At 59.6% G+C, this 12,330-nt stretch carries 12 protein-coding genes and 1 pseudogene; 5 read left to right on the top strand and 8 right to left on the bottom strand.

What is annotated here, in order from left to right:
• Positions 1-159: 159 nt before the first annotated feature.
• Together phaR and phaC are read right to left on the bottom strand one after the other, a co-directional pair.
• Positions 160-714 carry a polyhydroxyalkanoate synthesis repressor PhaR gene (gene phaR, locus ACRHIG_RS15230; RefSeq protein WP_489630669.1) on the bottom strand — a complete coding sequence of 185 codons (555 nt, stop codon included), beginning with the start codon at positions 712-714 and terminating at the stop codon, positions 160-162.
• A 229-nt stretch (positions 715-943) separates the two neighbouring features.
• Entirely contained in the window at positions 944-2,689 is a 1,746-nt protein-coding gene (gene phaC / locus ACRHIG_RS15225) for a class I poly(R)-hydroxyalkanoic acid synthase (protein WP_489630668.1), read from the bottom strand.
• Between the two features lie 218 nt (positions 2,690-2,907).
• Between phaC and ACRHIG_RS15220 the strand changes: the two genes are divergently transcribed.
• Positions 2,908-3,141, top strand: coding sequence for a hypothetical protein (locus ACRHIG_RS15220; RefSeq protein ID WP_475415141.1), 234 nt, complete (start codon positions 2,908-2,910; stop codon positions 3,139-3,141).
• Positions 3,142-3,157: 16 nt separating this feature from the next.
• On the opposite strand, the gene pgeF is transcribed toward ACRHIG_RS15220, so the two are convergent.
• Complete coding sequence (gene pgeF, locus ACRHIG_RS15215; protein WP_489630667.1) at positions 3,158-3,943, bottom strand: peptidoglycan editing factor PgeF; 786 nt, start codon at positions 3,941-3,943, stop codon at positions 3,158-3,160.
• Positions 3,943-4,968 carry an RluA family pseudouridine synthase gene (locus ACRHIG_RS15210; RefSeq protein WP_034781141.1) on the bottom strand — a complete coding sequence of 342 codons (1,026 nt, stop codon included), beginning with the start codon at positions 4,966-4,968 and terminating at the stop codon, positions 3,943-3,945. The genes pgeF and ACRHIG_RS15210 overlap by 1 nt, the downstream gene beginning before the upstream one ends.
• Before the next feature lie 106 nt (positions 4,969-5,074).
• On the opposite strand from ACRHIG_RS15210, the gene ACRHIG_RS15205 reads away from it, so the two are divergent.
• On the top strand, positions 5,075-5,860 hold the full coding sequence (locus ACRHIG_RS15205; protein WP_489630666.1) for an outer membrane protein assembly factor BamD: 786 nt from the start codon (positions 5,075-5,077) through the stop codon (positions 5,858-5,860).
• 162 nt (positions 5,861-6,022) lie between these two features.
• Here the strand turns inward: ACRHIG_RS15205 and yaaA are convergent, their stop codons facing one another.
• Complete coding sequence (gene yaaA, locus ACRHIG_RS15200; RefSeq protein WP_489630665.1) at positions 6,023-6,793, bottom strand: peroxide stress protein YaaA; 771 nt, start codon at positions 6,791-6,793, stop codon at positions 6,023-6,025.
• Positions 6,794-6,823: 30 nt separating this feature from the next.
• Here yaaA and ACRHIG_RS15195 point away from each other — a divergent pair, with 30 nt between their 5' ends.
• From ACRHIG_RS15195 to ACRHIG_RS15185, 3 genes are all read left to right on the top strand, one after another.
• Positions 6,824-7,258 carry a putative toxin-antitoxin system toxin component, PIN family gene (locus ACRHIG_RS15195; RefSeq protein WP_035819658.1) on the top strand — a complete coding sequence of 145 codons (435 nt, stop codon included), beginning with the start codon at positions 6,824-6,826 and terminating at the stop codon, positions 7,256-7,258.
• An 82-nt stretch (positions 7,259-7,340) separates the two neighbouring features.
• Complete coding sequence (locus ACRHIG_RS15190; protein ID WP_489630664.1) at positions 7,341-8,519, top strand: pyridoxal phosphate-dependent aminotransferase; 1,179 nt, start codon at positions 7,341-7,343, stop codon at positions 8,517-8,519.
• 41 nt (positions 8,520-8,560) lie between these two features.
• Entirely contained in the window at positions 8,561-9,664 is a 1,104-nt protein-coding gene (locus ACRHIG_RS15185; protein WP_489630663.1) for an HD-GYP domain-containing protein, read from the top strand.
• Positions 9,665-9,706: 42 nt separating this feature from the next.
• Here ACRHIG_RS15185 and ACRHIG_RS15180 read toward each other — a convergent pair whose 3' ends face one another.
• From ACRHIG_RS15180 to ACRHIG_RS15170, 3 genes and pseudogenes are all read right to left on the bottom strand, one after another.
• Positions 9,707-10,165: a nuclear transport factor 2 family protein gene (locus tag ACRHIG_RS15180; protein ID WP_489630662.1), complete on the bottom strand. Its 459-nt coding sequence runs from the start codon at positions 10,163-10,165 to the stop codon at positions 9,707-9,709.
• Between the two features lie 236 nt (positions 10,166-10,401).
• Positions 10,402-11,051 (bottom strand): annotated as a pseudogene (locus tag ACRHIG_RS15175) (DUF2625 family protein).
• A gap of 172 nt (positions 11,052-11,223) precedes the next feature.
• A complete protein-coding gene (locus ACRHIG_RS15170) occupies positions 11,224-12,330 on the bottom strand; it encodes a serine hydrolase domain-containing protein (RefSeq protein ID WP_489630661.1) in 1,107 nt (368 codons plus the stop codon).

The following is a 12,330-nucleotide window of genomic DNA, read 5'->3' as shown; positions in this document are numbered from 1 at the left end:
GAATACGGTGAATTTCAGACATAGTTGGCAGCTAGTAAAATGGTGAGGCGAATCGGCTATTGTACCCCGAGCCGCCCCTTGCTGACAGAACTATGCTGTTTTGATGACGCCGATACAACTCCCGGGCGATCAAATCGCCCGGTGAGCGTGTGACATTGATTACTTTTTGTCGGTTGGCGGAACCGGCGGCACAAACGGGAAGGTGCCGAACAGATTCTTGCTCTGGCTCTGCATCTGTTCCTGCATCTGCACGAACAGGCTCTTGCTCTGGTCGATGTAGTTGTTCATCATGCCTTGCATCATCGGGCCTTGGACATTCATGAACTGGGTCCACATTTCCGGGCTGAATGGCTTGCCTTCGAAACTGCCGGCCGACGTGCCCGTGAATTTGTGCTGGATATCGGTGAACGCTTGCACGTTCTTTTCCAGGTAGGATCCCATCATGCCCTGCATGGCGTGGCCATAGTAGCGGATGATCTGCGACAACACGCTGCTCGAGAACATGGGCGCGCCGTTCGCTTCCTCTTCCAAAATGATTTGCAGCAAGATGCTGCGCGTCAAATCTTCATTGGATTTGGCATCGACGACGGTAAACACTTCATTGTCCAACACCAGCTGCTTGACATCCGTCAAGGTGATGTAGGAACTGGTTTGCGTGTCGTACAGACGGCGGTTGGGATATTTTTTAATCAGGCGGTCTATACTTTTTTGCACTACTCATCACAAGTTCCACTTATTGCGCCGCAGCGCATACTGAGTTAATCCGAAAAAAGCGAACGTGGGTCCGCTTTCGCACCTGCCTACGTTTTCCATTATAGAGTGGAAAACGGCTCCATTGCACATCAGGGTAGTAGATTCCCGCATTTATTGCAACGCAACTAAAAGTAGATTCCTGACAAGACCGGTGATTACGCCGGTCTTGCCCGGCAAAACGCTTTGTGAATTAATCCGCCCTGACTTTAACATACCGCCCCGGCGCCGGCTCGATTGCCGCGTGGCGCTTGTTGCCCGGCTTGCCTGGCGCCTTCACCTGGGCGCCGCCGTGTTCGGCCAGGAAGGCCGCCCATTCGGGCCACCAGCTGCCCACGTGCTCGGTCGCGCCTTCCATCCATTGCTCGGCAGTCAAGGGCCTGGATTTCGCCGTGCGCGCGCCTTTGCCTGCGTCGTTGCTCCAGTAACTGCGCTTTTTCTTCGACGCCGGATTGATCACGCCGGCGATATGCCCCGAGGCACCGAGGATAAAACGGTTGGCTTTCGGTTTTTTCGGGTTCAGCAGGGCCGTGCTGGCGTAGGCCGCGCCCCAGGGCACGATATGGTCTTCGCGCGAACCGTAGATGAAAGCGGGCGCGTCAATGCTGCTCAGGTCGACCTTTTCGCCGGCCACCGTCAGCTTGCCCGGCACCTTCAGGCTGTTTTCCAGGTAGGTGTTGCGCAGATACCAGCAAAACATGGGGCCCGGCAAGCCCGTGCCGTCGCCATTCCAGTACAGCAAGTCGAACGCGGGCGGTTCCTTGCCCTTCAGGTAATTCGACTGCACATAGTTCCACACGAGGTCGTTCGGACGCAGGCTCGAGAAAGTGCTGCCCAGGTCGCGGCCCGACATCAGGCCGCCCTTGGCCAGGGTCTGTTCGCGCAGCGCCACTTGCGGCTCGTCGATAAAGACGTCGAGCGCGCCCGTGTCGCAGAAATCGAGGAAGGTGGTCAGCAGGGTCAGGCTGGCGGCCGGATTCTCGCCGCGTGCCTTGAGCACGGCCAGCGCCGTCGAGACGATGGTGCCGCCCACGCAAAAGCCGAACATATTCATCTTGTCCTGGCCGGAAATGTCCTGCGTGACCCGGATGGCTTCGATCACGCCTTGCTCGACATAATCGTCCCACGTCAGGTGCTGCATGCTCATGTCCGGATTGCGCCAGGACATGAGGAACACGGTATTGCCCTGCTCCACCGCATAGCGCACTAGCGAGTTTTCTGGCTGCAAGTCAAGGATATAGAATTTATTGATGCACGGCGGCACCATCAGCAGGGGCCGCTGGTGTACCGTGGGGGTGCTTGGCGTGTACTGGATCAGCTGGAACAAGGCGTTTTCAAACACCACCGTGCCCGGCGTGGTGGCCACGTTGCGGCCCACTTCGAAAGCCGATTCGTCCGATTGCGAGATGCGGCCCTTCTGCATGTCGGCCAGCATGTTCGTCAAACCCTTGGCCAGGCTTTCGCCCTTGGTCTCGATCAGGGTTTGCTGGGCATCGGGATTGGTGGCCAAAAAGTTGGCGGGCGACATGGCGTCGACGATTTGCTGTACCGCAAAGGCAATCTTTTGCTTCTGGTGCGGCGTCGCTTCCACGGCATCGGCCATGGCGCTGAGAAATTCGGCATTGAGCAGGTAGGCGGCCGCGTTGAAGGCCGACAGGGGGCTGGCGTGCCAGGCGGGCGCGGCGAAGCGGCGGTCTTTCAGCTCCGGCGCCTTGCCAGCCATAAAGTCAGCCCACAAGCCCGTCAGCTTGGCCACGTAGGCATTTTTCAGTTGCTCGATCGCTTCCGGCTTGATGCTGACGCCCGCATCCTGCAAAATGCCGGCAATCGGATTGCCCTGGGGCTGCGGTACCATGTTGAACCACGTCTTCCACTGCTCAGGATTGCTGATCTGCGCCATCCATTCCTTGGTCATCATTTGAGGATCGGGCATGTTCATAGATATATGTAAGTCCATTCAAGATTGAGGGACGCCGAACAAAACCTACTGCGCGTCGGTATAGGCGGCCTGCGATGCTCACCGTACTAGAGTACGGTTGCGCTTCTTAGCCACCTCTCCCTTCCGCTCGCTACGGTTTTGTTAGGCGCCGAAACGTAGTCGAAAAATAAATATTTTTGGATCATCTGCATGCAAACTCTTACTCACTGCCACTACTCATGATGCTCATGACCGCTGTTGCCTGGATCTATGTCGTCGGCCTCATGGCGCTGACGGAAGCGTCCATCGTCGCCGGGGTGATGACCTTCGTGCTGTACTGCGTCATCCCGCTGTCCATCCTATTCTATCTGACGGGCTCGCGGCGACGCAAACGCAAGGCTGAGCGCGTCGCTGAACTGAACGCCCGCGCGCTCGCCTCAGCAGACGATAAAACAAAAACGGCAGACACATAAGTGCCTGCCGTGCAGATTATTTGCGCCAGATCAAACTGGCCTGTCTTCCCGTGACGCCATCGCGCCGGTACGAGTAAAACTGCGCCGCATCGCTGACGGTGCAATATTCCCCGCCCGCCACTTGCGCCACGCCATCGCGCAACAGCATGGTGCGCGCCAGCGCATAGATGTCGGCCAGATACTTGCCCGGCTTGCCGGCGATGGCGGCGAATGCATCCGACAACACTTGCCGTTCAGCATCATCGCGCGCGCCGTCGCTGAACGCCTGCACCACGTCCTGTCCCACTTCGAATTGCTGCGGACCAATGGTCGGCCCCAGCCAGGCGAGGATCTCCGTCGCGCCCTGCGCGCGCATGCTGTCCACCGTGCGCTGCAAGACGCCGTTGGCCAGGCCGCGCCAGCCCGCGTGGGCCGCGCCGACGACCAGGCCATCGCTTGAGCTGAACAGCACGGGCAGGCAATCGGCCGTCATCACCACGCACACGGCGCCCGCCTGCGTGGCGATGCTGGCGTCGGCATCGGGCACGCAAGCGCCCAGCGTAGCGGCATCGGCGACGGCCACGCCATGCACCTGTGACAGCCAGGCCGGCTCGGCCGGCAAGACTGCCGCCAGCCGCGCCCGGTTGGCGGCCACATGCGCGGGCTCGTCGCCCACGTGCGTGCCCAGGTTCAAGCCGCCGCCGCCCTGCCCGTCACCATATGGCCCCTGGCTGACGCCGCCCGCGCGCACGGTCGCCAGCGCGCCCACGTTCGCGGGCAGGCCGGGCCAATGGGGAATAATGCAAGGCAACGGCGACGTCATCAGACCTGTTCCGGCTCGGGAATGCCGGCCGTGGCGATCAATTGCGCGAAATCATCGGCCAGCGGCACGATCCATTCGCACGCTTCCAGGGTGCCCGGATGCACGAGGCCCAGGCGGCGCGCCTGCAGCGCCTGGCGCGAGAAGACGGACACCAGGTGCTGCTTGCCGTACACGTAGTCGCCGACCAGCGCAAAGCCCAGATGCTGCATGTGCACGCGGATCTGGTGCGTGCGGCCTGTTTCCAGGCGGCATTGCATCAGGCTGACGGGACGGCGGTCGAGTTCACCGCTGCCGATCAATTCATAGTGCGTGATGGCGGGCTTGGCGGTGAAATTCTCCGACACGGCCATCTTGACCCGGTCGCGCGGGTGACGCGCGATGGACGCATCGATGGTGCCCGCCATTTTCGGCGTGCCCCACACCAGCGCGAAGTACTCGCGCTTGACGGTGCGCGCCTGCAGCTGGCGCACGAGGTCCGTTTGCGAAGCGAGGGTCTTGCCGACCACCATCAGGCCGCTCGTATCCTTGTCCAGGCGGTGCACGATGCCGGCGCGCGGCACGCCGGCCAGCTGCGGGCAGTGGTGCAGCAAGCCGTTGAGCAAGGTGCCCGACCAGTTGCCGGGGCCCGGATGCACGACCAGTCCGGCCGGTTTGTTGATGACGATGATATGCTCATCTTCGTGCACGATGTTCAATTCCATCGCTTCCGGCTTAAAAGCCTCGTCTTCCGGCGCGCTTTGCGGCAGAATGACGATCTTCTCGTCGCCATAGGCGGTCATGTTGCGTTTGGCAACTTTTCCATCGACGGTCACGAAACCGGCTTCCAGCCACAATTGCAGGCGGCTGCGCGAGTATTGCGGCACCAGCTGGGCGATGACTTTATCGAGGCGGTGGCCGCAGGCGTCCGGCGTCAGTTCCAATGTAATCGGGGCCATTTCCTCGAAGACGTCGTCGGCGGCAAAATCGCCGTCAAACGCCTCTTCGGCAGCATGGTCAGAAAGGGAGTCAAACGCGGGGTCAGCCAAATTAGGCTTCGGAGTTAATATCACAGCATTCCCATCGGCTATAATCAGCCTATTGTAAAATCTTGGTTAAAACCTTCTTGCAAAACGTCATGCAAAAAAATTATCGTTGGTAGTCGCTTCAGTCGTTCTGCTCGGCATGTCCGCTTGCAGCTTGTTGCCTGAAAAAGTGGATGAGACCAAAAACTGGTCCGTTACGAAATTATACTCGGAGGCGCGTGAAGAAATGGCCGGGCAGCACTATGAAGCTGCAATCGGCCTGTTCCAGAAGCTGGAGGCTAACTATCCTTTCGGCAACTATGCTCTGCAAGCGCAGATGGAGATCGCTTACGCGTATTATAAGTCGGGAGACCAGGCTCAGGCACTGGCCGCCGTCGAACGCTTCATCAAGTTGCATCCGAACCACGCCAATGTGGACTATATGTACTACCTGCGGGGCCTGATCAGCTTTAACGACCAGATCAGCTTCCTGAACTTCCTGTACGAGCAAGACCCGACCGAGCGCGACCCGAAAGCCACGCGCGAAGCGTTTGCCGCCTTCAAGCAACTGGTCGACAAGTTTCCAAATAGCAAATATGCGCCCGATTCGCTGGCCCGCATGAACTATTTGATCGATGCCATGGCGAAATATGAAGTCCACGTGGCGCGCTATTACTATCGCCGCGGCGCCTACCTGGCCGCCGCCAACCGCGCGCAAACGACGGTCAAGGACTTTGCCGCCTCGCCGGCCATCGAAGAAGCGCTGTTCATCATGTACCGCTCGTATGACAAGCTGGGCTTGACCGACCTGCGCGACGATACCTTGCGCGTGCTGACCAAGAACTACCCGAACACGGCATTCCTCAGCCCGGAAGGGGTGAACAAGGAACGCAAGTGGTGGAAATTCTGGCAGTAAGCTGCAATAAAAAACCGGGCTGGCCCGGTTTTTTTACTTAGAACGCCTATCAAAACCTACTGCGCGTCGTAATTTGCGGTCTGCGATGCTCACTGTACCTTCGTACAGTTCCGCTTCTCAACCACAACTTCCTTCCGCTCGCTACGGTTTTATTAAGCGTTGTTATTCGCCGACCTTGCGCCGGAACACCCAGCTGGTGTCGTTCGACTCTTCCGGCACGAAACCGTAGCCATCGACGTCGAACTGCTTCAGCTGCTGCGGATCGCGGATATTGTGGACGGCCGCATAGCGGGCCAGCATGCCGCGCGCGCGCTTGGCGTAGAACGAGATGATTTTATATTTGCCGTTCTTCCAGTCCTCGAACACGGGCGCGATGACGGGCACGTCCAGCTGGCGCGGCTTGACGGATTTGAAATATTCTTCGGAAGCAAGATTGACCAGCACTTGCGCGCCCTGCTCCTTCGCCGCGCGGTTCAGGCCGTTGGTGATGGTGTCGCCCCAGAACGCATATAAATCCTTGCCGCGCGCGGTCGTCAGGCGCGTGCCCATTTCCAGGCGGTGCGGGTGGATCAGGTCCAGCGGGCGCAGCAAGCCGTACAGGCCCGACAGGATGCGCACGCGCGACTGGGCATAATCGAGCTGGGCCGGCTGCAGGCTGCGCGCCTCGAAACCGGCATACACGTCGCCGTTGAAGGCCATGATGGCCTGGCGCGCTTCCGCCAGCTGCGGCGTCCAGGATGCATAGCGGGCCACGTTGAGGGCCGACAAGGCGTCGGAAATGCCCATCAGGCTGCCCACTTCGGCGGGCGAGAACTGGCGCATGCGTTCGATGAGTTGAAAGGAATGGTCGAGAAAATCGGGGGTGCTGTGCAACGTGGTCGTTGGCGGCGTCTCCAGGTCGAGACTCTTGGCGGGCGAAAGCACGATCAACATAAATTATCACTACAGAATAGAATTGCCGACATGATACCTGCTCCACAAAAACTCGTCCTCGACACCAACGTTTGCCTCGACCTGTTCGTCTTCAACGACCCGCGCTGGGCGGGCCTGCTGGCGGCCATGGAAAGCGGCGCCGTGCACGCCATCACGCGCGAAGATTGCCGCGCGGAATATCTGGTCGTGCTGCATTACAAGCATCTGCCGCTCGACGAAGCCAGCCGTGCCGTCGCCGCCGCCCGCTTCGACGCCCACATCAGCGTCGTGGCGCCGCCCGTGTCCGGCGTGCGCCTGCCCGTCTGCACGGACAAGGATGACCAGAAATTCCTCGAACTGGCGCGCGACGCCAACGCCGATATCCTCATCACCAAAGACAAGGCCCTGCTGAAACTGGCCCGCAAGACGGCCAAGGCCGGCATGTTCAAGATCATGGTGCCGGAAGGCTGGGCATTGCCGGGCTGAGCCGCCAAAGCCCCGCACGCGACGGGCGCGCTGCGCTAGAATGAGAAACGATTCCACTTTCCGCACCGCGACCCTACCGTTCATGAACAGCCCGTCCCTGCCCCACCTGACTCCCACCCTGGCCACCCGCCTGCCCGCTGTCGGCACCACCGTGTTTACCCGCATGTCCAGCCTGGCGGCCCAGCATGGCGCCGTCAACCTGGGCCAGGGCTTTCCCGATTTCGATTGCGACCCGGCACTGGTCGAGCTGGTCAGCGACGCCATGCGCGCCGGCCACAACCAGTATCCGATGATGACGGGCGCCGCCCCTCTGCGCGAAGCCATCGCCGCGAAGATCGCCAGCCTGTACGGCCACGCCTACGACGCGGGCACGGAAATCACCGTCACGGCCGGCGCCACGCAGGCGCTGACGACGGCGATTTTGTGCTGCGTGCACCCGGGCGACGAAGTCATCGTCATCGAACCGGCCTACGACAGCTATTTGCCCGCCATCGCGCTGGCCGGCGGCGTGCCCGTGCTGGTGGCCATGGAGGTAACAGAGTCCGGCTACAGCGTGCCGTGGGACAAGCTCGCCGCCGCCGTCAGCCCCAAGACGCGCTTGATCATCATCAATACGCCGCATAACCCGACGGGCACGATTTTGCGCCCGGCCGACGTGGCGGCCCTGGCCGACATCGTGCGCGGCACGCAAATCCTGATTTTATCGGATGAAGTCTACGAGCACATGGTGTACGACGGCGTGCCGCACGCCTCGCTCTCGCGCAACCCTGAACTGGCGGCGCGCAGCTTCATCGTCTCCAGCTTCGGCAAGACGTATCACGTGACGGGCTGGAAGGTCGGCTATGTGGCGGCACCAAAGGCCCTGACGGCGGAATTTCGCAAGGTGCACCAGTACAACGTGTTTACCGTCAATACGCCCATGCAGCACGGCATCGCCGGCTACATGGCCGACCCGCAGCCCTATCTGGACTTGCCCGCGTTTTACCAGCGCAAGCGCGATTTGTTCCGCGACGGCCTGGCGGGCAGCCGCTTCACCCTGCTGCCGGCCGACGGCACGTATTTCCAGTGCGTGCGTTACGATGCCATTTCGCAAGAGACCGAAGCGCAGTTCGCCGAATGGCTGACGGCGGAAATCAAGGTGGCCGCCATTCCCGTGTCCGCGTTTTACGCGCAGGGCAAGGAGTCGGGCATCGTGCGCTTCTGCTTTGCCAAACAGGACGAGACCTTGCGCCTGGCGCTCGAGCGCCTGCGCAGCATTTAACGACAGAACTTCTCCGCCCCGGCGGAGCAAAGGATGACAGCATGGTACAGCGTCGCATCGGCCCGGCCGACCTGGTTCCCGGCGAACCCCTGCCCTGGGATCTGTTTCTGGCTGACCATAGTGCCGGCCCGCAACTGCGCAAGGGGCAGATCATCACGGACGGCGCGCAGCTGGGGCGGCTGATGCAGCTGGGCCTGTATGTGGGCACGCCGGACCAGCCGTCCGTCTTGCGCTTGCTCAATGAAGCGGCGCAGCGCCTGGAACGGCTGCTGCTCGCCTTGCGCAGCGAAAACAATGCCGAGCGCGACGTGCGCGACATCGCCCGCGAACTGCTGCGCGCGCTCGAACACGATGCCGACATCGCCCTGGCCAGCATCCTGCTGAACCAGATCGCCGGCAGCTACGCCGTGCGCCACTGCATCGAAACGGCCTTGCTGGCCATGCTGGTGGGCCGCAGCATGCACAAGTCCCACGATGAACTGTTATTGATCGGCGCTGCCGCGCTGACGATGAACGTGGGCATGCTGCGCCACCACGACAGTTTCCAGGACCGGCGCGGCCCCCTGAACGACGAAGAAATGCGCATCGTGCGTCTGCATCCGCAGGAAAGCACGGAATTGCTGCGCTGCGCCGGCGTCGACGACGAGGAATGGCTCAGTTGCGTGCTGCTGCACCATGAAAACGATGACGGCAGCGGCTACCCGCAAGGGCGCACGGCCGATGAAATCCTGCAAAATGCCAAGCTGATCGGCCTGGCCGACCGCTATTGCGCGCGCGTCTCGGCGCGCAACTACCGCCGCTCCATCGTGCCCGACCAGGCGCTGCGGCATATCTTCCTCGAGCAGGGCCTGCCCATCGACCCGCTGCTGGGCGAACAGTTCGTCAAGCTGCTGGGCAAATATCCGCCCGGCACATTAGTGCGCCTGCGCAGCGGCGAACTGGGCGTCGTCACGCAGCGGGGCGCCGCCCTGGTCCACCCGCTCAGCGACCCGCTGGGCGCGCCGCTGGCCGCCGCCGAACTATCGCGGATGACGCCGCGCGACACGGGCGACAGCCAGTTCGCCATCGTCTCGTCGCTGCATGAAGACGATGCCGGCTTGCACTTCAGCATGCGGCATGTGTGGGGCGATGAGGCACGGCTCTAACCTGGCTGGATGACGCCGGGGCCAGCACCACACAGTGTTATTTCACGGTTTCGGCGGACGGATGCCCGTGTACTGAGCGCTGACGAGCAGCCATTGCTTGTCGACAAGCCGGGCGACATAGCCGGCGCGCATGGCGAAGGTGCGGGCCGCCCCTTCCTGATTGAGCCGGTAGGACAGCCGGGCCGAGATAAGCGCCGTATCGCCAAGGAGGCGCACGGCCGGTTCATCGACCTGGACTTGCGGACTCGGCCGCTTCTGCTCCGGCGCATAGAAGGACAGCATCTTTTCACGCCCGTCCACCTCGCCGACGGGCGATATTTCCACATAATTCTCGGCCGTGACGGCTTTCAAGGCGGCTTGATCGAAGCTGCTCTGGGCCTGCGCATGGCGCTGCACCAAAGCGACCAGTTCGGCGTCGGCGGGCGCCGCCTGCGCGCCACCGATCGCGCCCAAGGTGCCAAGCAGGCAGGTGGAAAGAATATATGACAGGGTCAATTTCATGCGTATGTCATCCTGGTCGAAGTCATGGAGAAGCGTCCGTCGATGACTGCGCTATCGTCAGCATCGAACACCCGCTTGCGGGCCTCGCATCACGAGAAAGCCCACTGTATGCTATCCCCTTGCCCATTTCTGTAGCATGCCATTGCGACAAACCGCCTGATTGCTGGATTGAAATGCCATTCCACCGCCTCGGGATGCGCATGGCGATGCTTTCAGATATGCCCGCAAGCCCTGCCTCAGCGCGCGTCGGGCAACTTCTGTTGCAGATCAACGTTGAGTGCCCACTGCTCTTGCACGGGAATGGCGCGCCGTGAACTGGTCTTGAGGGAACCCTCTTGCGTCCACAGGAATGGATAAAAATTCAGGCAGAGCTCGCCGGACAAGGGCAATTCGTCAAAGTCCTCCGCGTCGCCAGGCTGGCGGCCGTAAAACTGCCGCAACTGGCTGGTAAAGGCCCACTCGACAAACGCCGTGAAGCCGATTTCCAGCGCTTCCCACGCCAGCGTCTCGGGAGCCAGGTAATACATATTGCCCTGGTCGTCCCCGAGTGCGCCGCCATTGATGGCAAAAAAGCCGCCCAGCACGTCGTCGGCGACCAGCAGAAAACCGTCGGCCTTTCCTTCGTTCCAAGAAACAATATTTCGGCCCAGCTTGGCATGACCCGATCCCAGTATGCGCAGCCAGCCGTCATCCACCAGGATGCCTCCCGTTTCATAGGCAATCGCCCCCAGGGAGAGCGCGTGGTGACCTGCAGGCTCAGCAGCACATCCTCCCTGGCGGCCGAGGGTGGCAGCAACTCCACCAGCAAGTCGGCCTCGCTGGCCCATTGCCTGATCAGCGGTAATGCCGGATCTTCACTATCGAGTAATTCATTCAATGTACGCATGTAATCTGACCTTATCGATGAGCGCTCGCGGAAGCCCGGGAGCGCAAGGGCGCGGCAAAAATTGCCGCTTCGGCGCTATTGTTTTTCGCACACTGCCGGCCACGACAACATACCCGCATCCGGGTGGCCCACTGCCGCAACGTGCGAAACTGATGATGCCAGAGCGATCTGACTATCTCACAAGATTGCTATTCATCACTATTTCCCTTATTTTTATTTCAAAATAGTAATGCAGCGCGCTATCTTCGCTGAACTGATTTTCCAGGACGACAACATCAACATCTTTTTCAGGAAAATATACCTTGATCGATGCAAATCCCAATCCTTTCCCAGAGTGCCCGATGTATTTAACGGGTGTTTTATCGCTCACATACACACCGTAGCCATATCCTACATCTTCAGTTCCGAAAGCAACATGCTGGCTGGATATGGTGTAGTCAGTCATCAGTTTATAGCTTGTCGGTTTTAAAATGTTTCCGTTGTGAAGCTTATCATCCCAGACAGCCAAGTCCTTTGCATTGGAAACGATCCCTCCAGCCGGAATAAAACCGAGCCAGCCTGCGCCCTGAACGGGATGCTCCTTCAACTCCAACACATTGTTTGAATTGACATAACCCTTGATAACGTTATTCTTCTTGTTTTCTTTGTTTTCTTCATAGCAAAAACTGTTGTGCATTCCCAGTTCCTTGAACAAGTCATTGACCGCCTCGATATACGTTTTCCCGCTGACTTTTTCAAAAATATTGCCCAGCATGGTGTAGGTCGTCACACCATACAGGAAGTCCGTTCCGGGCTTGAAGCTCAGCGGCTTGTCAATGTCAGTGATTCCTGCCGAAAAGTTCAGCAGTTGATGCACCGTCACCTCGTCGGCCCAGGCCTGCGGCAAATCGGGCAAATATTTTCTGACGGGACTGTGCAAATCGATGTTGCCTTTTTCAACCTCCCTCAAGATCAGCACGGCAGTAACCTGCTTGCTATTCGACATGATCCGGAAATTATCCTCCAGCTTCAATGGTATTTTATTTTCCACATCCGCATACCCAAAGGCTTTTGAATATGTCGTCTTGCCATTTTTCGTGATGAGAACGACGCCATTAAAACTTCTTGGACTTGTTGTCTGGATAAATCTGTCAATTTCAGCGGCGTAGTCGCCTGCCTTTTCCATGTGAAATTTATTACCAACCTGGGCATGCACAAACGTCGAGATGGTCAATAAAAGAGACATCGCAAACATCTTCGGCAATGAAGTCATTTTTTTGCCAGCATCTGGAGTTTTCAT

The organism is Janthinobacterium sp. C22 (genome assembly GCF_057919405.1).
The sequence above is the reverse complement of the archived record's forward strand: the minus strand, read 5'-3'. Positions and strand labels throughout refer to the sequence as shown.